Here is a 20,276-nt window from a genome sequence, read left to right on the forward strand (position 1 = left end):
GCAGGGCACCGGACGATGGCCGGGGACGGCGTTCCCGGCCTTTCGGTGTGTACGGCGAATGTCGCGCGAGGGAGAAGAGGGTCGGTTGTGGTGATTCGAGTCGCGTCGGTGCCTGCGTCGCACGTCTACGTCCGGCACCTCGCCTGCCCGGAGGGCGACGACGTGATCCGGTTGACGGATCCGGTTCCCGCCGATGGCCGCAAGGTTCCCGGGGGCTGGTGGCCGCCGTTGATGCTCGAACCGGGCTGGGTGAGCGACCACCACGAGGAATTCGACGTCTTCCACATCCATTTCGGATTCGACGCGATCGGCGCGGAGCAGCTGCAGGACGTCGTCGCCGAACTCGCCGAGCACGACAAGCCTCTCGTGTACACGGTGCACGACCTGCGGAACCCGCACCACCCCACCCCCGGTGAGCACCACAAGCAACTCGACGTGCTGATTCCGGCCGCGGACGAACTGATCACCCTCACGCCGGGCGCCGCCGAGCGGATCCGTCTGCGCTGGAGCCGGGAGGCGACGGTCCTGCCGCATCCGCACGTCGTCGAACAGCACTGGCTCGAGCGACCGCGTCGCGACGAAAGTCCGTTCGTCGTGGGAGTCCACGCGAAGAGCCTGCGCGCGAACATGGATCTGTTCCCGGTGCTCGACACGCTGGCCGAGACCGTGCGCTCGCTACCCGATGCGGTGTTGCAGATCAACGTGCACGACGAGATCTTCGATCCCGACAATGCGTACTGGTACAACCCGGAAGCCGGTTCCCGCATCCGGCAGTACGGCGAGCAACCCCAGGTGGACGTGCGGGTGCATCCGTACTTCTCCGACGACGAACTGTGGCAGTACCTCGCGGATCTGTCGGTGTCGGTGCTGCCCTACCGTTTCGGAACCCATTCGGGTTGGCTCGAGGCGTGTTTCGACCTCGGCACCGCTGTGATCGCGCCGAGTTGCGGCTTCTACGGCGAGCAGCGTCGGTGCGGGGTGTACACCTACGACGAGGACATCTTCGACGCCGACTCGCTCGATCGTTGCGTGCGAGAACTGTACGAGAGCAGGGATCTTCCGCGAGCCGACTGGTCGCAACGTATGGACGAACGTCGCGCGCTGGCCCGCGCCCATCGCGATATCTACCTGCGCGCGATGAGCAGCCGAAGCGGATCATGACGCCGTTGCGCATCGCACTAATCGCGTCGAACAGATATCCGATCCGCCAGCCCTTCGCCGGCGGACTCGAAGCGCACGTATGGCATCTCGCCCACGCGCTCGGCAAGGACGGCCACGAGGTGACGCTCTTCGCCGCACCGGGATCCGATCCGGAACTTCCGGCCTCGTTCCTCGAGGTGCCGTCCTTCGAGGTCAGCGAACTCGCACGCAGCGACGTGTCGATGCCCCCGGCGAACGGCTTCCTCGGCGACCACCACGCCTACCTGTCGCTGATGCTCGATCTCGCCGGACCGTCCGCCGATGCCTTCGACGTCGTGCACAACCACAGCCTGCACTACCTGCCGATAGCGATGGCCCGCATGTTGCACACCCCGCTGCTCTGCACGCTGCACACGCCGCCGACGCCGTGGCTCGAGTCGGCGATGGCGACTCCGGGTGGGTGCCCGGGCACGTTCGTCGCGGTCAGCCGGCACACCGCGACGGCCTGGGAACACGTCACGCCCGGTCCGGTGGCGGTCGTGCCCAACGGTGTCGATCTCGGAGCGTGGCCGGTCGGTTCGGGAGGTGAGGATCTGATCTGGTTCGGCCGCCTCGTGCCGGAGAAGGGCGCGCATCTCGCGATCGAGGCCGCGCGCCGGGTCGGTTACCGGCTGCGGATCGCGGGCCCGATCAGCAACCGGGGGTACTTCGCGGAACACGTCGAACCGTTCCTCGGTCCCGACGTGATCTATCTCGGTCATCTTTCCCAGCCGGATCTCGCTGCCACGGTGGGACGTTCGGCAGCAGCACTCATCACCCCGCAATGGGACGAACCGTACGGGCTCGTCGTCGCCGAGTCCCTCGCATGCGGGACACCCGTGGTGGCCTTCGCGCGCGGCGGCATCCCGGAGGTCGTCGACGAGAGCAGCGGATGCCTGGTCGCGCCGGACGACATCAACGGCCTGGCCGAGGCGGTACCCCGCGCTGTCGGTCTGTCCCGTGCCTCCGCCCGAGCCCGCGCGGAGGAGCGTTGTTCGGAACGCACGATGGTCGATGCCTACGTCTCGCTGTATCGGGAACTCGCGGGAGCGGCATGATCGGCTACTACATCCATCATCACGGGCACGGACACCGGACCCGCGCGAGCAGCATCTGCGCGGATCTGCGGACGCCGGTGACGGCATTGTCGTCGGCGCCGCTCGGCACTGCCGCCGACGCCTTCGACGACGTCGTGCTGCTCCCCCGCGACGACCTCGCCGTCGACACCGCGCAGGACACGACGGCCCACGACGTCCTCCACTGGGTTCCCACCCACGACGACGGTCTCCGCGAACGCATGCACGCGCTGGGGTCGTGGATCGCCGCGACCCGCCCGAGCCTGCTGGTAGTGGATGTGTCGGTGGAGGTGACGCTCCTCGCCCGCTTGTACGGGATCCCCGTCGTGGTGCTCGCGATGCCGGGCGAGCGCACCGATACCGCCCACACGCTGGCCTATCGCGTCGCCGACCATCTCATCGCACCGTGGTCGCAGGACGTCTACGATCCGCACTGGCTGCGCTCGTACGCCACCTCGTACGTCGGCGGGATCAGCCGTTTCGACGGACGCCCGTCTCCCACCCGCACAGCCGGTGAGAAGCCGAGGGTCCTCGTCATGAGCGGCAGCGGCGGATCGTCGATCACCGTCGACGATCTGCACCGGTTCTCGTCGCGCTACCCCCAGTACGTGTGGGAGGGTCTCGGTGTCGCGGGCGGCCCGTGGGTCGACGATCCGTGGCCCGTCCTCACCGGCGCCGACGTCGTGATCGGGCATGCGGGCCAGAACACCGTCGCCGACATCGCGGCCGCCGCGCGACCTGCGGTCGTGATCGCCGAACCCCGTCCGTTCGACGAACAGCGTTCCACCGCAACTGCTTTGGAGAAGGCCGAACTGGCGGTGGGTCTCGACGGGTGGCCCGACCCGAACCGCTGGCCCGAACTGATCGAGCGAGCACGCGGCCTCGACCCCGTCGAATGGAAACGCTGGCAGGTCGACGGTGCCGCGGCGCGCGCGGCGGCGATCCTGGACGACCTGGCGGAGCGATCGTGACCGTCTCGGTCGTCACGGTCGCCGCAGGTCGCGGCACGCATCTGCGACGCCAACTCGACGGCCTCGCACGCAGCACCCGGACACCCGACGAGCACATCGTTGTCGCGATGGGTGACCCGGAGGTCACGGAGGTCGTCGCCACAGCCGGCTCGTCGGCGCGAGTAGTGGAGATGGACGTCGACTCCGCAAAACTGCCGGTCGGAGAGGCACGGAATCTGGGCGCGCGGACGGCGTCGTCGGATCTGCTCGTCTTCCTCGACGTCGACTGCATTCCGGCTCCCGACCTGATCGAACGGTACGCCGAGGCGGCCGGCCGGCACCCGGCTGCGCTGCTCAACGGTCCGGTCACCTATCTGTCCGAACCGGGCGCCGACGGCTACGACCTCGACCGGCTGGGCGACGCGATCGATCCGCATCCGGCCCGTCCGTTCCCCTCCTCGGGTGAGATCGTGCTGGACGATAGACACGAATTGTTCTGGTCGCTGTCGTTCGCGTCCCGGTCGCTCGTGTGGGACCGCATCGGCGGGTTCTGCACCGCATACAGCGGATACGGCGGCGAGGACACCGATTTCGGACAGAAGGCCGCCCGTGCCGGAGTCCCGATGGCCTGGGTCGGCGGCGCCCACGCCTTCCACCAGTACCACCCGGTGTCGAGCCCGCCGGTCGGGCATCTCGACGACATCCTCACCAATGCCGCGCTGTTCCACCAGCGTTGGGGGTGGTGGCCGATGCGGGGGTGGCTCGACGAGTTCGAGCGGACGGGACTCGTCTCCTTCGACCCCGACACGCAGCGGTGGACGAAGGTGCGGACGACCGGCCCGTGAAGACTTTTCGTTCCGTGTGCTAATTTCGGCACCGTCATTGCGACGACGCACGAGGAAGTCGGTGTGATTCCGGCGCGGTCCCGCCACTGTGACCGGTAGAGCGATCTCCGGGAGCCAGATACTCACGTCGCCGTACCTCCTTGCCCGGGGCGGACTTCCCCGAGAGAGGGTGTCATCGCCATGCGTGTACGCGCAGCCTTCCCGAAGCTCCTTGTCGCGTTGACCTCCGCGAGCCTTCTGCTCGCCGGATGTTCGACGGCGGGTTCCGACACCGAGAACGCCGCCTCGGACGAGTGCATCACCGACTTCGATGCTTCGGTCGACTACTTTCCCGACAAGTCCGAGATCGTCGACGCCGAGAACTTCTCGATCACCTACGAGAAGAGCTACCAGGTGCTTACCGTCGACGAGCCGTTCACGGGTGCACAGCCGGAGTCGTACGTGCTGGTCAAGTGCGGTGCACCTGCCCCGGAGCTGTCGGGCGATCTGGCCGCGGCCCCGCAGATCCAGGTGCCGATCACGAGCCTGTACTCCGGCTCGACCACCCATCTACCACTGGTGACCGAACTCGACGAGCTCGATGCGCTCACCGGCGTCTCGAACGGTTCGTACGTCTCCGACGCCGCCGTGATCGGGCGCATCGATTGACGTGACGACCACCGGTTCCCTTCCCCTCTATTTCGAAGCCGTGGTCGCGCAGGCGGCCGACGCCCCGACCTGGCTCGTAGGTGGCGGCGTCGGCGGGTTCACCGCGGGGCTGGCCGGACTCGGCCGCGCCGGTGTGGTGATCGCCGCGGCGCTCGGGGCCACCGTGTTCCCCCTCAATGCCGTCACGGCCATCGTGGGGGCGCCCGTGGTCATCGCCGTCCTGATTCGTTCACGGCGTGGAACACTGGGAGCGGCACTGTGACCTCCACCGGCGTGGAACTACGCGATCTGACCATCGGCCACGCCCGTCGTCGTGCCTTCCGTGGCAGGACGGTCACGGAGATCGCTTCGAAGGTGAACGTTGCTCGACGGGGTGAACTCGTCGACGTGCTCGGACGCCTGGCGCGCGAGCAGAATCTGGCGGTCGTCATGTCCACCCACGAACTCGAACTCGCACTACGGGTGTCCGACCGGATGTGGCTGCTCGAAGCAGATCGCACACTGACATGCGACACTCCCGCTGCTCTCGCCGAATCCGGCCGTATCGGAGCGGCGTTCGATCGCGGACGCATGCGGTTCGGTCCTCGTAGGATGGTGTTCGACCTGGAAGCGGAGGACAGCCGTGTCTGATGCGATCGGGGTTCTCGAGCGAATCGCCGTATGGAGCCCGTACTTCCGCGTGAGTACCGGACCTGCCGACGACAGATGGCGTCCCACCGCAGATCTGGCCGACCCCGCGACCCGCGACGCTCTGGTGGCCGATACTGCCGCGCGGATGGACACCGACGAACCGCGCGTGGCGGCATCGACCCTCTTCTTCGGATACGTCGCACGCGTGTGGTCGGTGGCGATCGGTTCCGTCGTCGACTCCGGACGATGCATCCGGCTCGATCCCGAGCAACTCCTGTGGCGCAACGACGCCGGACTGCACCTGCACATCACCGAACCCGGATTCGGCGACGACATCGTGACGGAAGTCCTCGACCGGCAGATCGAACCTCTCGTCCATGCGTGGCGCGACGTGGTCGCGGCCGGCCTGTTGTGGGGCAACGCGGCATCCGCTCTGATCGGTGCCGGTCGGGTGATCGGTTCCGATGCACAGCCTCTCGTCGATGACCTTCTGTCCGATCCGCGTCTGGCGGACACTGTGGACCCGGCGACCGGCCGTCGCCGTAGTTGCTGTCTTTACTACCGCACACCCACCGGCGGGGTCTGCGGCGACTGCGTCTTCCCCACCCCGCCGGACGACCGCTCGAAGGAGATGCCGTGACAGTCGTGTTCGATCCCGAGAACTATTGGAACGACATGTGGTTCGGTCTGCTCATCGAAGGCTCGGCACTGGAGGTCGCGGCCCCGAACGCACCGAAGAAGATCGGGATGTACGACGGGTACGTCACCGTCGACTTCGATCGGTGGCACTTCCCTCTCTGCATCGGCGAACACACCGCGAGTGGGCCGGAACTCGGTCGGATCCGCCGCTGCGGTCGCGCCGAGTTGTACCGCAGGATCGGCAGGGACGACACCGTCACCTCATGGGGGCTGCGCATGTTCAACAGCCGGGACGAGCAGATGCTCACGATCATGCTCCCACCCCGTTACTCACCAACACCGAACAGTTGACCGATGAACCGGTCTGGGAACACCTCGAGGCGTGGGACCGCATCCGCGGAATTTCTGGGGCTGGAACCCGATCCACGCGATCGCACAGGTAGGGGCTTCCGACACACATGAGTGTGAAGCCGGGCGCCGACCGAGGTCCGGCGCGGAGCGGTCCGTCCGCGAAGGCAGAACGCGCCCGGTCACCGGGCGGCCTCGATGTCGACCGACCGGTGGGGCAGGACCAGCGGTGTGCCTGCGACGGGATCGGTGATCACGGTGGCCTCCACACCGAAGACGTCGCGCACCATCTCGGAAGTGATGACTTCGCTGGGCGGTCCGGCGGTCACCAGCGTCCCCGCTCGCATCGCCACAAGGTGATGGGCATAGCGACTGGCCATGTTGAGATCGTGCAACACCAGCACGATGGTGCGTCCGAGCCGGTGGTTGAGGGAAGCGAGCAGATCGAGCACCTCGATCTGATGGGCCAGGTCGAGGAAGGTCGTGGGCTCGTCGAGCAGCATGATCTCGGGATCCTGGGCCAACGCCAGCGCGATCCACACGCGTTGGCGTTGGCCACCGGACAGTTCTTCGATCGGGCTCTCGGCCAGCTGGTCGACGCCGGTCGCCGCCAGTGCGGCAGCCACCGCCCGCTCGTCTTCGGCACTCCACTGTCGGAACCACCGTTGATGGGGATGACGGCCCCGGCCGACGAGATCGGCGACGGTGATGCCGTCCGGGGCAAGGGGCTGCTGCGGCAGCAGACCGAGGGCGCGGGCCAGCGTGCGCGCCGGCATCTCGGTGAGCTCGGTACCGTCCAGAAGGACTCGGCCGTGCTGCGGCGACAACAGGCGGGCCAGGCCCCGCAACAGCGTCGACTTGCCGCACCCGTTGGGTCCGACGATCGCCGTGATACGGCCGGCAGGCAGGCTCGTGCTCACCTGGTCGACGATCAGCGAGGATCCGTAGCCCAGGCTGAGCTGCTCGGTCGTCAACGAGACCGACCGGATCGCGTGTGCTGGCTGTGGTGTCATCCGGCGGCTCCGATGCGGTGGGCGCGGGCGAGGAGATAGAGCAGGACCGGCGCTCCGAGGATCGCCGTGAGGACTCCGACGGGCATCTCCGACGGCGCGAAAATCGAACGGCCCGCCAGATCGGCGCCGACCACCAGAAGGGCGCCGACGGCGGCAGAGGGCGCAAGGCCGATCTGCCGCTCGGCGAGGATGCGGCGAGTGATCTGCGGCGCCACCAGCGCGACGAAACCGATGGGTCCGGCAGCTGCGGTCGCCATCGCGGCGAGGACCACTGCAATCAGCAGCAACAACACCTTGCGGCCTTGACCGGCTCCGGTCAGGGTGCGGGTGAGATCGTCGCCGAGCTCGAGCAGCCGCAGGTGCCGCGACTCCACGATCAGGACCGGGACCGTCGCCGCCAGCGCGATGACAATGATGGTCACGTGCAGCCCGCTCCGATTGGCCAGGCTGCCGGTCAGCCAGGCAGCGGCACTCATGGCTCGGTGGATGTCGGAACGGGTGAGCAGATAGGAGATAGCGGAGGAAAGCATCGCCGCGACACCGATCCCGACCAGCACCAGCCGGAAGCCGTGCAGACCGCGCCGGTAAGCGATGAGCACGATCATCAGCGCAGCGAGGACCGCGCCGGCCAGCGCACCGAACACGAGCTGCAGACCGCTGCCCCCCACGACAAGCAGCACGGTCAATGCGCCCATCGCCGCCCCGGAATTGATGCCGATGATGTCGGGGCTGACGAGCGGATTGGCGGCGATGCGCTGCAATATGGCCCCCGAGAGCGCAAAAGCCGCGCCGACACCGAGCCCGGTCAGTGCCCGGGGCAGGCGGTCGCCCAGCACGACCTCGCGCTCGATGAGGGTGCCTCCGCCTCCCACGATGGTGACGGCGTCGGAAACCGAGATCGGGTACACCCCGAGGACCAAGGAAGCCGTGGCGACCGCAACGGCGGCCACGCCGGCGAGGACGGTGAGCAGCACCGAGGAGCGGCTGATCCGAAAGGAGACCGGGGTACCTCGCGGGGCCACCAGGAGCGTGTCGCGGGTTGGACCGCGGCGCACCGGCGAACTCATGTGCCGACCACCTTGCGGTTGCGGACCAGGTAGAGGAAGAACGGGGCGCCGACCAGGCCGGTGATGATCCCGACCTGCAGCTGTTCGGGTTGGACCAGGAGTCGTCCGAGGATGTCGGCGATCAGCAGCAGCATGGGCGCGAGCACGATGGTCCAGGCGAGCACCCAGCGGTAGTCCGAGCCCGTGATCATCCGCGCGATGTGGGGTACCACGAGCCCGATGAACCCGACCGGACCTGCGATAGCGGTGGCGCCACCCGCAAGCAGAACCACAGCGAGAGCCCCCGCGATGCGGTCGACCCACACACGGGCACCGAGGCTGCGGGCGAGATCCTCACCCAGAGCCAGAGCATTCAACGCGCGGGTCAGGCCAACAGCCAGGACGACACCGACGGCGATGAACGGCGCTACCGCGGCCAAAGCGTCACTGTCCGAACGGGTCAACGATCCCACGACCCAATAGCGGAAGTCCTCCATCGTGGAGGCGTCCTGGAGGGTGATCATCGTGGTGACCGCGCCCAGGAGCGCGGTCAACGCCGACCCGGCCAGAGCGAGCTTCACCGGCGTGGCACCACCCGGACCGAGCGAGCCGAGCATGTAGACGAAGACGGCGGCCACCGCAGCTCCCGCGAAGGCGAACCACACGTAACCGGCAGCGCTCGTGATGCCGAGACCGACCATCGCCGAAACCACCGCCAGCGCCGCGCCGGCGTTGATGCCCAACAGTCCGGGTCCCGCCAAGGGGTTGCGGGTCAGACCTTGCATCACCACGCCGGCGAGGCCGAGCGCCATCCCGGCCAGCAATCCGGTCACGGTCCGCGGGATGCGGATATATCGCACCGCACGCTCGACGTCACTGTCCGCCGAACCTGTAACGGCCCCGACCACGTCGGAGAGGCCGACCGGCAGGGTGCCGAGCAGGACCGAGCCGAGGGTCACGGCCACCAGAACAGCCGTGGCCACCGCGAGCCCGAGTAGGCGAGTACGGTTGCCGCTCAGCAGGCCGGAACGCACGACAGGCGCGCCGGCAGCCGGGGCCGGACCGTCCGCAGACCGCTCCGGGGTCGTTGCCGCCGTCGTCACCGCCTACCTCACTCGCCCCCGTCTTGTCCGGTCTCGTCCTGGATGGCCAGGTCGGGGTGCAGCAGCGAAGCCAGCAGCTCGATTGCATGGGCGATGCGGACTCCGGCGGCGCGGTCAGCGAACAGGAAGGGATGCACGGCACCGTTCTGCACCGCCGACAGGCCCGCGAGCGCCGGGTTCTGCACGATCGTCTGCGCCTCCTCGGCGCCGTCCTGACGGGTATAGGAGGCGTCGCAGCAGGTGCTGGTCAAGATGACATCGGGGTCGCGACGGATCAGCTCTTCGAGGTCGATCGCGACGTGGCGTCGCTCGACGAGGTCGGCGAAGGCGTTCACGCCCCCGGCCTGCGCGATGATCCGGGTACCGAAGTCGATGCCACCGGCGACGCGGATGCCACCGCCCTCATCGAGTAGGACGATCGCGACGCTCGGGCGGTCCGCCCCGGCCAGCACCTGGTCGACCGCCGCGATGCGCTGCTGTTGATCGGCAATGACCTCCTCGGCGCGCTCCTCGACGTCGAACAGGGCCCCGAGGTCGCGCAGGTCGTCATAGATCGTCTCGACGCTCACGGTGGCGGGGTCGATCGCCTCGTCCGACAGTCCGTCCGCGCTGGGGCACAGCGGGCTGAGGATCCAGCTCTGTATGCCGAGGCGGGTCAGACTCGCCCGCGTGCCGAAGCTCTCGTCGCCGGCGCCGTCCTCGGTGAACACATTGTTGTACCCCGACAGGATGAAGTCGGGCCCGGTGGCCAGAAGCGCCTCACGACTGGGGAGCTTCTCGACGTACGGCACCTGCTCCTGGGCATCTGCGTACTCGGGCAACACCTGAGCATCGAGGAAGGCGGTCTCGATCAGGCGGTCGCTGATGCCCAGCGCATGCGCAATCTCGATGGCCGGCTGGTAGGCGGCATACACGCGTTCCGGTGGCGCTTCCACGGTGACGTCGATCCCGCAGTTCTCGACGGTCATGGAGTCGGCCGACGCGGCGTTCTCCTCGTCTGCGCCACATGCGCTCGCGCTGATCAGCGTCAGACATGCGGCGGCGACGGTCAGCGTCCGACGGTTCAGCGGAGTCATGCGACGGCCGTCCTTTCGATGCGCTGGGGGAATCGGCACTCGGGCCGGATCAAGGCATGGAAGGTGCGGGTCGCAGCGACCTGATCACTGATTCCCGGTGCGTGGGCGATCGCGATGGCGCGCCCTTCGACAGGATCCGGACGCCGAGGAGGTACAGCGGAGACAGAATGGGAGAGAGATGGGTGCACGGCTTCGCGCAGCCTTTCTCGGGGTAGGCCGCCCCGATGCTGAAAGGTACGAATGGGGTGAGTATCTGGCTCGCAGACGCTTGTCGAAGCGCCGCTCACAGTGGCGGTACCGCGCCGGATTCACACCGGCTTCCTCGGATCCCATCGTGATGGACGAACTGAGGCTAGCAGGAGCCGACCATGCCCGAATTCCCGGCTCGGCCGAAGTAGGAGCCGGGGGCGGTGCAGGTCGGTGGTGGCGCAACGCCACTCGAACGGCGTAGCGGTTGTGTCCTGTTCGACGCCGGTACCACCGCTGTGCGGGAGACCGACGTCATCGCCCGGCCCTGTCCCGGCACCGGAGAAGAGACCCGAGGGGAATCAACGCTATCCTCGCGGCGTGGACTCACGGATGCCGGTGCTTGCGCAGGTGCGCGGTGCTGCCGTGGGGTCGGTGTCGGGGGCGGTGAGTATCGCCGCCCATGGTGTGGCCGGTGGCGGGATGCCGCCGAGCCAGTCGGCGGTGGTGTTGCTGCTGGCGGCGTGCGCCGGCGTCGGTGCCGCGGTCGCCGCCGTCACCGTGCGCGATCGGAACTGGGTGTTTCTCCTCGCGGCACTGACTGCCGGACAGGTGGTCGGGCACACCACCCTCTCGGTGGTCGACGACCACGCGCACGGGCTGGAACTGTCGCCCGCGATGATCGCCGCCCACCTTGCCGCTGTTGCGGTCTCCGCCGCTGCGGTGCGCGCCGTCGAAGGTGCGTGCCTGCACGTGTTGGGGGCGTTCACCCGCGTGATGCTGGTGCTCGTTTCTGTCCCGCCTGCGCAGACCGTGGTCTGGTCGGCGACCCCGCTCTATCGGGCGACGCTGTCGTTGTGGTTGCTGGCCGGCGCCGCCGCCGGTACCCGCGGACCGCCGACCGCGGCGTAGTCGGCCTTCCTACCCGATCCGCCTGCTGCGCCGTCCCCGGCGCGGGAGAGCACGCGATCGCCGACGGGTGGGTCCGACATTCTTCTTCCGCCGTCCTGCCTTCGCCCCGTGCTGGGGTGCCGAGTGTATGGCGTGCGTGCCCTCAGCGGCATCGACCGGATTCGATCTGCCAAGTCCCCTCGATGCCCGCCTTTCCTGACGGTCGCCTCACCGACCGCATCTCCAGCGGTGCCCGTGCTCCTGCACGGACACCGCCGAGAAACGCGCACACGGTGAGCACCTCACGACAGCCGAATCGAGACACACTCATGTCCGTTCCCGAACTCGACCGCGGCACCATCGCCGCGGACAGTTCCGCCGCCGAGCCCGCCCGGTCTGCGGCGCAGGATTCTTCACCGCCGCGCAGCATGCGGCCGCTGATCATGCGGCTGCACTTCTACGCCGGGATCCTGGTGGCCCCGTTCCTGCTGATCGCGACGATCAGCGGGGGCCTCTACGCGATCGCCCCGACCCTCGAACAGGTGCTCTACCGCGACCTGCTGCACGTCGATTCCACCGGTCCGGCACTGCCGGTCGCCGAGCAGGTCCGCGCCGCCCAGCAGCTACGCCCGGACCTGACCGTCTCAGCGGTACGCCCCGCATCCGAGGTCAGTGAGACCACCCGGGTGCTGTTCACCGATCCGTCCCTCGGTGAATCCGAGCGCACTGCCGTGTTCATCGATCCCGCGACCGCCTCGTCGACCGGTCAGTCGGTGGTCTACGGCAGTAGCAGCGCGCTGCCGGTACGCACCTGGATTTCCCAGCTGCACCGGCACCTGCATCTGGGTGAGCCCGGCCGGATCTACAGCGAACTGGCCGCCTCCTGGTTGTGGGTCATCGCTCTGGGCGGGGTGTACCTGTGGGTGCAGCGCTACCGCACCCAGCGCACCCGCACCCGGCAGTCGGCGCGACTGCTGACCTTCGACCGCGGCGCGCGGGGCCGCAACCGCACCCTCGGCTGGCACGGCACCACCGGCCTGTGGATCGCGGTCGGCTTGATCTTCCTGTCGGCCACCGGGTTGACCTGGTCCACATATGCCGGGGCGAATGTGGGCGAGTTGCGTACCGCGTTGAGCTGGACCACCCCGACGCTCGATACCACCCTCGGCGTCTCGGACACCGCGCCTGCAGACGGTGGACACGACGGCCACGACGGCCATACTGCCGCTGTTACCGATACGGGCGCACTCGATCGCAACGTCGGCGCTCTGGACCGCGTCCTTGCCGCCGCTGCCGAGCATCGGGTGACCGAACACGTCGAGATGAGCATCCCGGCCGACGGTCACACTGCCGTCACCGTCACCGAAACCCGCCAGCCCTGGCAGTTCGTCACCGACGCGGTCGCGATCGACCCGGCCACCGGGGCGGTGACCGCCACCAACACGTTCGCGGACTGGCCGTTGGCCGCCCAGCTCACCACCTGGGGCATCGCCCTGCACATGGGCATCTTGTTCGGGCTGCTCAACCAGCTGGTATTGCTCGCTCTCGCGGTCGCGTTGGGCACGGTCATCGTGCGCGGCTACCAGCTGTGGTGGCAGCGTCGCCCCACCCGCGGATCGCGCCGGGTGGCGCGCCCACCGCTGCGTGGGACGTGGCGACGCCTGCACCCGGTCACCGTCGTCGCGGTGGTCGCTGCTGCGGTGACCGTCGGGTGGTTCGCTCCGCTGCTGGGACTGAGCCTGCTCGCATTCCTGCTCGTCGACGTCGCGGTCGGTCTGCTGCGGCGCCGGCGTTCGCCCGAGCACTCCCCCGAGGGGACCTCCGCGACCGGCTGAGTCTCGCTGTCTCCGGCCCGGCGGCTCGGATCCTGCCACCGGATCCGAGCCGACCGGGCAATCCTCACACTCCCGAGTTCGTATACAGAGGAACGCATTCCGGACTTGGTAGAGCGTCGTCGAGCCCACGCACGCCGAGGAAGAAGGCGATCCTTGTATAGTCGGCGCTGCGATCGGTTCGCCGCATGTCGTCGTGAGGAGCCCCGAAGACCTCGTGTGCGCGCCGAAGCACCCGATGCCGACAGGTATCGGGTGTGAGAGGGAACCCGGTGGGAATCCGGGACTGTCCCGCAGCGGTATGCAGGAACGACCGCCGTCACCAAGCACTGGACCACCAGGTCCGGGAAGCGACGGCCACTAGGTCCATCTCGACGGAATCGGGAATGGGTGCCTGCGAGTCCGAAGACCTGCCGATCGTGTCGGGCACGCCGTGCCCGACGGTATGCCGCCTCGTGGAATGGGCGCGCGCCGATCGGCAACACCTCGACCACAGGTCGAGAACACGGGGCTCGTATCGGGATGCGCGTTCATCGGGCGGTAGACCACCCAGCGACGAACACCGGAGAAAACCTGATGTCTGCTCCGACAGCATCCTCATTCACCGCCACCGTGCTCGGCTCCGCACGCATCGGACCGAACCGCGAACTGAAGAAGGCCACCGAAGCCTACTGGGCCGGGCGCCTCGACCGCAGTGGCCTGGAATCGGTTGCCGCACAACTGCGCGCCGACACGTGGTCACGTCAACACACAGCCGGGCTGGACTCGATCCCGGTCGGAACGTTCTCGTTCTACGACCACATCCTCGACACAGCAGTCATGCTCGGGGCGTTGCCTGCCCGGGTCGCGGATATCGCCGACGACCTCGACCGCTATTTCGCCGCAGCACGCGGCACCGACGATATCGCCCCACTCGAGATGACCAAGTGGTTCGACACCAACTACCACTACCTCGTCCCCGAGATCGGACCCGACACCGTCTTCGAACTCGATGCCACAAAGATTCTGGGTGAGATCGTGGAGGCACGCGAGCTCGGTGTGCCCGCTCGCCCCGTCGTCCTGGGTCCACTGACCTTCCTGCTGCTGTCGAAGCCCGTCGACGGGCAAGGACCGCTGCTCGGCCGCGTCGACGAGCTCGTTCCCCTCTATCTGGACCTGTTGGCGCAGCTCGCCGACACCGGGGTCGACTGGGTACAGCTCGACGAACCGGCGTTGGTCCGCGACCTCGACTCACCTGCCCTCGATGCGATCGGACGGGTGTACAACGCCCTGGTGCAGGCACCGAAGCGGCCGTCGATTCTCGTGGCGTCGTACTTCGGCAGCCTCGGGCCGGCGCTCGAGCGGCTCGCACGCACCGGAGTCGAAGGTCTCGCCGTCGACCTGGTAGCCGGTAGCACCACCGGAATCGCAGGCCTGCCCGAGCTCGCCGACAAGCTCATCGTCGCCGGCGTCGTCGACGGCCGCAACGTCTGGCGCACCGACCTCGAACAGGCCTTGTCGACGCTGGCCACCCTGCTCGGTTCCGCCGCCGCCGTTGCGGTGTCGTCGTCGTGCTCACTGTTGCACGTGCCGTACACGATCGATGCCGAACCGGATCTCGACGCATCGCTGCGCACGTGGTTGGCCTTCGGCAGCGAGAAGGTCTCGGAGATCGTCACTCTCGCCACCGCTCTGCGTACGGGATGCGACGCCGTCACCGACGAACTCGCCGCTGCCCGTACCGCCGCGCAGATGCGGGCCTCGGATCCGCGTCTACGCAACGATCGGGTGCGAGGTGTCCTTGCCTCGATCTGCACCGACCGCACCCGCACCCCTGCCGATCGACGGCGCGAGATCCAGCGCCGCCATCTCGATCTGCCACTGTTGCCGACGACCACGATCGGCTCGTACCCACAGACGGCCCGCATCCGCGTGGCCCGTGCAGCGTTGCGCACGGGCGAGATCGACCACGGCGAGTACGTGCGTCGGATGCGCGACGAGATCGCCGACGTGGTTGCGCTGCAGGAGAAGCTGGGACTCGATGTGCTGGTGCACGGCGAGCCCGAACGCAACGACATGGTGCAGTACTTCGCCGAGCAGCTCGACGGGTTCTTCGCCACCACCAACGGTTGGGTGCAGTCCTACGGCACGCGGTGTGTGCGGCCGCCGATCCTCTACGGTGACGTCGCACGCCGCGCACCGATGACCGTCGAGTGGATCGTCCACGCCCAGTCTCTCACGGACAAGCCGGTCAAAGGCATGCTCACGGGCCCTGTCACGATCCTGGCGTGGTCGTTCGTCCGCGACGATCAGCCGCTCGCCGAGACCGCCGACCAGATCGCGCTCGCGATCCGCGACGAGACGGTGGACCTGCAGGCCGCCGGGGTGCGCATCATCCAGGTCGACGAGCCTGCGCTTCGTGAACTCCTGCCGCTGCGCGCGTCGGAACAACCCGACTACCTGAAGTGGGCGGTCGGTGCGTTCCGGTTGGCGACATCCGGTGTCGCCGACTCCACGCAGATCCACACCCACCTGTGCTATTCGGAGTTCGGAGAGGTGATCGAGGCGATCGCCGAACTCGACGCCGACGTCACGTCCATCGAAGCGGCCCGCTCGCGCATGGAGGTCCTCGACGATCTCGACGCCGCGGGATTCGACCTCGGCGTGGGCCCCGGCGTGTACGACATCCATTCGCCGCGGGTCCCGAGTGAGGACGAGATCACAGCACTGTTGCGCAAGGCTCTGCAGGCGGTGCCCGCCGAGCGACTGTGGGTCAACCCGGACTGCGGGCTCAAGACCCGCGGCACGACGGAGGTCACGGCCTCACTGGCGAATCTCGTCACCGCTGCCGCCACCGTGCGCGCCGAACTGAACCGATAACTACCGCACTACGAAGAAGGTCGTCGACAATGTCCACCCCTCGCATTCGCACCACCCATGCGGGAAGTCTCCCGCGCACCACTGCCCTCGTCGAAGCCAACCGAGCACGACGAGAAGCGGCAGACGGCTTTCGCCTCGATACCTCCGAGGAGTTCGCACAGTTGCTCGGCAACGAGGTGACCGCGCTGGTTCGGCGCCAGGTCGACCTCGGCATCTGCATTCCCGGCGACGGCGAGTACGGCAAGGCCATGTCCTCGACCGTCGATTACGGTGCCTGGTGGTCGTACTCGTTCCAGCGCCTGTCCGGTCTCCAGTTGACCGACGGAGGACCGTTCGGCAGTACACCGATCCGGTCGACACCCGGCAACGTGCGTCTGACCACCTTCCCCGACCGGCGCGACTGGACGCTGTTCGCTGAGGCCTACGGCGATCCCGACAGCGGGGTGTCGATCGGGAAGGAGGCACCCCTCTTCCCTACTGCGACCGGACCGGTCACCTATATCGGCCACGACGCCATCACGTCGGACATCGCGAATCTGAAGTCCGCGCTGGCGGCCGCAGGGGTCGAGAACGGTTTCATGACTTCCTTGTCACCGGGTAGCGCCTCGCGGATCGGCAACGAGCACTACGCAACCGAGGAAGAATTCATCTGGGCATGCGCGGATGCCATGCGCGAGGAGTACAAAGCGATCATCGACGCCGGTCTGATCCTGCAGATCGACGACCCGTCCATCGCCGAGAACTGGGACCAGATCAACCCCGAGCCGACGGTCGAGGACTACCTGGCTTTCACCCGCATCCGGGTGGAAGCGCTGAACTACGCCCTGCGGGGTCTGCCCCAGGACCGGATCCGCTTCCATCTGTGCTGGGGCAGTTGGCACGGCCCGCACACCACCGATCTCGAGTTCAAGTACCTCGTCGAAACCATGCTCGATATCGACGCCGGGTCGTACTCGTTCGAGGCCGCCAACGTCCGTCACGAACACGAGTGGCGGGTGTGGGAGGACGTGGAGCTTCCCGACGGGAAGCAGATCGTGCCCGGCGTCATCAGCCACGCGACGAACGTCGTCGAACATCCCGAACTCGTCGCCGACCGCATCGAACGTTTCGCGAATCTCGTCGGTGCCGAGAATGTGGTCGCCTCCACCGACTGCGGACTCGGCGGACGCATTCATCCTCAGATCGCATGGGCCAAGCTCGAATCCCTGGTCCGAGGCGCGGAGTTGGCGACGAAGCGCATCGCATGACATGACCGCAAACGATTGGGCCCGCAGCGTTGAACGCTGCGGGCCCGATCGGAAGCATCCCGGGGTCGGGAGACGGTGACGGAAATATCCCGGGATGCAGTTCGAGCGGGTGTCAGGCCACCATCGACCTCTGCGGCACCCCCGTGTATTCGCTCAGCGGACGGATGAGGGCGTTGGACTCACCTTGCTCGATGATGTGTGCAGTCCACCCGGTGATACGGCTCATGACGAAGATCGGGGTGAACACCTCGATGTCGAAGCCCATCAGGTGGTAGGCCGGCCCGGTGGGGAAGTCCGGATTCGGCTCGATGCCGGTGGCCTCGGCCATGGTCTTCTCGAGGATGTCGTACATCTGCACCCACTATCCGGTTCCGTGTCGAGCACAACCTCGAAGGACGGCTTGTTGTCGGACAGACGCGGAACCTTCGCGTTCTCGTCGGCGAGATTCTCCCGAACGGGATCGGTCCAGGTCGCGGTGCCGACCACGCAGTCGGCGAGACCGAGCGACCGCAGGATCTCGGTGGATCCCTGATTCAGGGACACCGCCCGCTGTGGTGGCGCGTCGATGGTGCGCGTCCTGCCGCAGTTCTCGATGGTGAGCGGGTAGACCGATGCCGCGGTGTCCTGTTCGACTGTCCCGGATGTGTCGTCACTCGACGAGCAACCGGAGACGGCCAACGCCGCCGCTAGCAGTGCGCCGGCTGCGCGCAGCGCCGAATTCCGCCCTTGCGGGCGGTCGATATCGAATTGTTCATGTCCATCCTCGTGGGTCCTGCTTCGGCGACGCAGGTGTCCTGGCTCCCGGATCGACGCTCGCCCCGGCCTTTCAACCCCTGTGGGCCGTGACCATGCTATTGGGGGATCACTCCTCGGTGACAGTTGCGGGACAGCCACGGATTCGCACCGTTGTTCCCTACGTCGCTACGAACAGTGCAAGACCCGGCGTCGGTCCCGGAACCGCGCAACCGGGCGCCCTCCACCCACCGACACCGGATGAGGCACCATGTCCGAATGGCATCCCGCCGAAGAACCCTCGTCGTCGTATCCGCCGTGCTCGTGGTGCTGGTCGTCGTCGCCGTCGCGATCTTCCAGCTTTCGAACTCCCGCACCTTCCAGCTGTTCGGGGCACTCGTCCATAGGGTGGAGACACCCGAGAAGGTGGTCGCGCTGACCCTCGACGACGGCCCGAGCGTCCTCACCCCGCAGGTCCTGCAGACCCTCGAGGACGCCGACGTCCCCGCCACCTTCTACGTTACCGGCTCGGAACTCGAACAACGACCGGAGCTGGGCCGGGCCATCGTCGAGGCCGGGCACGAACTCGGTAATCACACCGCGACGCACCGCAGGATGATGCTCGTCGGCAGCGGCACGGTGGCCGAGGAGATCGAGCGCACCGACGCCGCGATTCGCGAGACCGGGTTCGACGGGGAGATCACCTTCCGCCCGCCCTACGGCAAGAAGCTCGTCGCGCTCCCCCGCTATCTCGACCAGCACGACCGGACCACGGTGATGTGGGACGTCGAACCGGATTCCGATGCGTCCGACACCGAGACGATCGTGCAGACCGCACTCGACGAGACCCGTCCCGGCTCGATCATCCTGCTGCACGTCATGTACCCCTCCCGGACAGCGTCGCTGGAGGCGATTCCCGGGATCGTCGACGGCCTGCGCGCCGAGGGCTACCGGTTCGTGACGGTGTCGGAATTGCTCGACATGCAGGCCTCGTGAACTCCGGGGCGCGAAATGGTCATCGATGCGCGCTGTTACGCGCTTCGATGACCATTTCGCGCTCTGATTCTCAGGTGAACCGGACTCCGCCGGTGACGGCGATGGTCTCCCCGGTGATGTAGCTCGACTCCTGGGAGGCGAGGAAGACGTAGGCCGGGGCGAGTTCGGCGGGCTGGCCGGGGTAGGCGATCTCCGGTTGCTCCTCGAGCGGCGGAACGGGGTGCTGCTCTCCCGGGTGCTGCATGCGGTACTGGTCCTGGTCCGGCATTCTCGCCCTCCCTCGATCGGGTTCGTAAGGGGCGATACCCGGTGCACCACGGCGCCACACCGGCAGCGCTCCGGACGCATGTGTCGGAGCATAATCGCAGGTGGACGACATGAGCGAGGTCACATCGGTGTGCGGCGCATAATGGCCACCCATGTGTCGGAACGGAGAGGTCGAGGCATGAGCGCGGACGGTACGAGCGCGGACCTGTCGGCCTATCGGAACGACTTCGCCCGGATCGAGAAGAAGGTCGCCGGGGAGTTCGACGCCGGTCGCCGCGGACGGGTCCTGGCGATCTGCGTCGTCGTCCTGACGGTGTGCATGGTGCTTCCGCAGACGTCGTCGGCGTGGTCGTGGACGGTCTTCGGTAGTTGGTTCGGCGACACCGCACCCGTGGCGGTGCCGCTGCGGATCTTCGCGGCCCTGGCCCTCGTGTTCGGGGTGGTGATCTCGACGCTGGCATTGTGGCTGCGACGATGGAAGCTGGCGTCGCTCGCGATGCTCGGCTCGGGGCTGTCGTCGTTCTTCGGGCTGTTGGCGTACTGGTCGCAGGCGGGAATGATCACGAACGCTCCGCATCACCCGACCGTGGCGTTGGTCGCCGAATGGCTGGTGATGATCGTGATGACCTCGCAGTGGTTGCCGATCGTGCTGAGCCGGTCGCCGACGGACGTCCCGCCCCGGCCGCATCCGCTGCGGACCGGTCGCCGGTAGG

Annotated in this window: 19 protein-coding genes, 3 pseudogenes and 4 riboswitches; of the genes and pseudogenes, 15 read left to right on the top strand and 7 right to left on the bottom strand. The window is 67.6% G+C overall.

Annotated elements, in window-relative coordinates; translation table 11 throughout:
- Positions 1-90: 90 nt before the first annotated feature.
- The 9 genes from BO226_RS15535 (at position 91) to BO226_RS15575 (ending at position 6,318) form a co-directional block, all read left to right on the top strand.
- Positions 91-1,161, top strand: a complete 1,071-nt coding sequence (locus BO226_RS15535; protein ID WP_071936468.1) for a glycosyltransferase — start codon at positions 91-93, stop codon at positions 1,159-1,161.
- Positions 1,158-2,237, top strand: coding sequence for a glycosyltransferase family 4 protein (locus tag BO226_RS15540; protein WP_071935597.1), 1,080 nt, complete (start codon positions 1,158-1,160; stop codon positions 2,235-2,237). Before BO226_RS15535 ends, BO226_RS15540 begins: the two co-directional genes overlap by 4 nt.
- Positions 2,234-3,226: a glycosyltransferase gene (locus BO226_RS15545; protein ID WP_071935598.1), complete on the top strand. Its 993-nt coding sequence runs from the start codon at positions 2,234-2,236 to the stop codon at positions 3,224-3,226. Before BO226_RS15540 ends, BO226_RS15545 begins: the two co-directional genes overlap by 4 nt.
- Entirely contained in the window at positions 3,223-4,050 is an 828-nt protein-coding gene (locus BO226_RS15550; RefSeq protein ID WP_071935599.1) for a glycosyltransferase family 2 protein, read from the top strand. The genes BO226_RS15545 and BO226_RS15550 overlap by 4 nt, the downstream gene beginning before the upstream one ends.
- An 18-nt stretch (positions 4,051-4,068) precedes the next feature.
- Positions 4,069-4,190, top strand: a riboswitch (cobalamin riboswitch).
- Between the two features lie 40 nt (positions 4,191-4,230).
- Positions 4,231-4,698 carry a hypothetical protein gene (locus tag BO226_RS15555; RefSeq protein ID WP_071935600.1) on the top strand — a complete coding sequence of 156 codons (468 nt, stop codon included), beginning with the start codon at positions 4,231-4,233 and terminating at the stop codon, positions 4,696-4,698.
- Position 4,699: 1 nt separating this feature from the next.
- A complete protein-coding gene (locus BO226_RS15560; protein ID WP_071935601.1) occupies positions 4,700-4,960 on the top strand; it encodes a hypothetical protein in 261 nt (86 codons plus the stop codon).
- The gene (locus BO226_RS15565) at positions 4,957-5,328 is read left to right on the top strand and encodes a hypothetical protein (protein ID WP_198040557.1); all 372 of its coding nucleotides are present in this window, start codon (positions 4,957-4,959) and stop codon (positions 5,326-5,328) included. Before BO226_RS15560 ends, BO226_RS15565 begins: the two co-directional genes overlap by 4 nt.
- Positions 5,321-5,968 (top strand): (2Fe-2S)-binding protein, encoded by a 648-nt coding sequence (locus BO226_RS15570; RefSeq protein WP_033096198.1) that lies wholly within the window; start codon positions 5,321-5,323, stop codon positions 5,966-5,968. Before BO226_RS15565 ends, BO226_RS15570 begins: the two co-directional genes overlap by 8 nt.
- On the top strand, positions 5,965-6,318 hold the full coding sequence (locus tag BO226_RS15575) for a DUF7676 family protein (protein ID WP_198040558.1): 354 nt from the start codon (positions 5,965-5,967) through the stop codon (positions 6,316-6,318). Before BO226_RS15570 ends, BO226_RS15575 begins: the two co-directional genes overlap by 4 nt.
- Before the next feature lie 179 nt (positions 6,319-6,497).
- On the opposite strand, the gene BO226_RS15580 is transcribed toward BO226_RS15575, so the two are convergent.
- The 4 genes from BO226_RS15580 to BO226_RS15595 are packed head-to-tail and all read right to left on the bottom strand — an operon-like array spanning position 6,498 to position 10,553.
- The gene (locus BO226_RS15580; protein WP_071935602.1) at positions 6,498-7,328 is read right to left on the bottom strand and encodes an ABC transporter ATP-binding protein; all 831 of its coding nucleotides are present in this window, start codon (positions 7,326-7,328) and stop codon (positions 6,498-6,500) included.
- Positions 7,325-8,395, bottom strand: coding sequence for a FecCD family ABC transporter permease (locus BO226_RS15585; RefSeq protein WP_006552952.1), 1,071 nt, complete (start codon positions 8,393-8,395; stop codon positions 7,325-7,327). The genes BO226_RS15580 and BO226_RS15585 overlap by 4 nt, the downstream gene beginning before the upstream one ends.
- Positions 8,392-9,477 carry a FecCD family ABC transporter permease gene (locus BO226_RS15590; RefSeq protein ID WP_197481858.1) on the bottom strand — a complete coding sequence of 362 codons (1,086 nt, stop codon included), beginning with the start codon at positions 9,475-9,477 and terminating at the stop codon, positions 8,392-8,394. The genes BO226_RS15585 and BO226_RS15590 overlap by 4 nt, the downstream gene beginning before the upstream one ends.
- Before the next feature lie 8 nt (positions 9,478-9,485).
- The gene (locus tag BO226_RS15595) at positions 9,486-10,553 is read right to left on the bottom strand and encodes an ABC transporter substrate-binding protein (protein WP_071935603.1); all 1,068 of its coding nucleotides are present in this window, start codon (positions 10,551-10,553) and stop codon (positions 9,486-9,488) included.
- A gap of 227 nt (positions 10,554-10,780) precedes the next feature.
- A riboswitch (cobalamin riboswitch) is annotated at positions 10,781-10,908 on the bottom strand.
- Between the two features lie 224 nt (positions 10,909-11,132).
- Between BO226_RS15595 and BO226_RS15600 the strand changes: the two genes are divergently transcribed.
- The 4 genes from BO226_RS15600 (at position 11,133) to BO226_RS15615 (ending at position 17,568) form a co-directional block, all read left to right on the top strand.
- Complete coding sequence (locus BO226_RS15600; protein ID WP_006552955.1) at positions 11,133-11,651, top strand: hypothetical protein; 519 nt, start codon at positions 11,133-11,135, stop codon at positions 11,649-11,651.
- Positions 11,652-11,959: 308 nt separating this feature from the next.
- On the top strand, positions 11,960-13,465 hold the full coding sequence (locus BO226_RS15605; RefSeq protein ID WP_071935604.1) for a PepSY-associated TM helix domain-containing protein: 1,506 nt from the start codon (positions 11,960-11,962) through the stop codon (positions 13,463-13,465).
- A 225-nt stretch (positions 13,466-13,690) separates the two neighbouring features.
- A riboswitch (cobalamin riboswitch) is annotated at positions 13,691-13,894 on the top strand.
- A 144-nt stretch (positions 13,895-14,038) separates the two neighbouring features.
- Positions 14,039-16,321 carry a 5-methyltetrahydropteroyltriglutamate--homocysteine S-methyltransferase gene (metE, locus tag BO226_RS15610; RefSeq protein WP_071935605.1) on the top strand — a complete coding sequence of 761 codons (2,283 nt, stop codon included), beginning with the start codon at positions 14,039-14,041 and terminating at the stop codon, positions 16,319-16,321.
- Positions 16,322-16,350: 29 nt separating this feature from the next.
- A complete protein-coding gene (locus BO226_RS15615) occupies positions 16,351-17,568 on the top strand; it encodes a cobalamin-independent methionine synthase II family protein (protein ID WP_071935606.1) in 1,218 nt (405 codons plus the stop codon).
- 112 nt (positions 17,569-17,680) lie between these two features.
- Here the strand turns inward: BO226_RS15615 and BO226_RS27080 are convergent.
- Together BO226_RS27080 and BO226_RS27085 are read right to left on the bottom strand one after the other, a co-directional pair.
- Positions 17,681-17,929, bottom strand: a pseudogene (locus BO226_RS27080) (citrate/2-methylcitrate synthase); the annotation flags it as partial.
- Between the two features lie 2 nt (positions 17,930-17,931).
- Positions 17,932-18,279, bottom strand: a pseudogene (locus BO226_RS27085) (ABC transporter substrate-binding protein); the annotation flags it as partial.
- Between the two features lie 56 nt (positions 18,280-18,335).
- Positions 18,336-18,516: riboswitch (cobalamin riboswitch) on the bottom strand.
- Positions 18,517-18,579: 63 nt separating this feature from the next.
- On the opposite strand from BO226_RS27085, the gene BO226_RS15630 reads away from it, so the two are divergent.
- Positions 18,580-19,296, top strand: a complete 717-nt coding sequence (locus BO226_RS15630) for a polysaccharide deacetylase family protein (RefSeq protein WP_071935607.1) — start codon at positions 18,580-18,582, stop codon at positions 19,294-19,296.
- Positions 19,297-19,366: 70 nt separating this feature from the next.
- Here BO226_RS15630 and BO226_RS27750 read toward each other — a convergent pair.
- Positions 19,367-19,477: pseudogene (locus tag BO226_RS27750) on the bottom strand (SDR family oxidoreductase); the annotation flags it as partial.
- A gap of 264 nt (positions 19,478-19,741) precedes the next feature.
- Between BO226_RS27750 and BO226_RS15640 the strand changes: the two are divergent.
- On the top strand, positions 19,742-20,275 hold the full coding sequence (locus BO226_RS15640; protein ID WP_006552961.1) for an Rv2732c family membrane protein: 534 nt from the start codon (positions 19,742-19,744) through the stop codon (positions 20,273-20,275).
- Position 20,276: the final 1 nt, after the last annotated feature.

The organism is Rhodococcus sp. 2G (genome assembly GCF_001886355.1).
Lineage (GTDB): Bacteria > Actinomycetota > Actinomycetes > Mycobacteriales > Mycobacteriaceae > Rhodococcus > Rhodococcus pyridinivorans.

Bases quoted from the DNA above. Each gene is read 5' to 3' on its own strand.
- BO226_RS15540 (WP_071935597.1), top strand. From the start codon at position 1,158: ATGACGCCGTTGCGCATCGCACTAATCGCGTCGAACAGATATCCGATC.
- BO226_RS15545 (WP_071935598.1), top strand. From the start codon at position 2,234: ATGATCGGCTACTACATCCATCATCACGGGCACGGACACCGGACCCGC.
- BO226_RS15555 (WP_071935600.1), top strand. From the start codon at position 4,231: ATGCGTGTACGCGCAGCCTTCCCGAAGCTCCTTGTCGCGTTGACCTCC.
- BO226_RS15580 (WP_071935602.1), bottom strand. From the start codon at position 7,328: ATGACACCACAGCCAGCACACGCGATCCGGTCGGTCTCGTTGACGACC.
- BO226_RS15585 (WP_006552952.1), bottom strand. From the start codon at position 8,395: ATGAGTTCGCCGGTGCGCCGCGGTCCAACCCGCGACACGCTCCTGGTG.
- BO226_RS15595 (WP_071935603.1), bottom strand. From the start codon at position 10,553: ATGACTCCGCTGAACCGTCGGACGCTGACCGTCGCCGCCGCATGTCTG.
- BO226_RS15600 (WP_006552955.1), top strand. From the start codon at position 11,133: ATGCCGGTGCTTGCGCAGGTGCGCGGTGCTGCCGTGGGGTCGGTGTCG.
- BO226_RS15605 (WP_071935604.1), top strand. From the start codon at position 11,960: ATGTCCGTTCCCGAACTCGACCGCGGCACCATCGCCGCGGACAGTTCC.
- metE (WP_071935605.1), top strand. From the start codon at position 14,039: ATGTCTGCTCCGACAGCATCCTCATTCACCGCCACCGTGCTCGGCTCC.
- BO226_RS15615 (WP_071935606.1), top strand. From the start codon at position 16,351: ATGTCCACCCCTCGCATTCGCACCACCCATGCGGGAAGTCTCCCGCGC.
- BO226_RS15630 (WP_071935607.1), top strand. From the start codon at position 18,580: ATGGCATCCCGCCGAAGAACCCTCGTCGTCGTATCCGCCGTGCTCGTG.
- BO226_RS15640 (WP_006552961.1), top strand. From the start codon at position 19,742: ATGAGCGCGGACGGTACGAGCGCGGACCTGTCGGCCTATCGGAACGAC.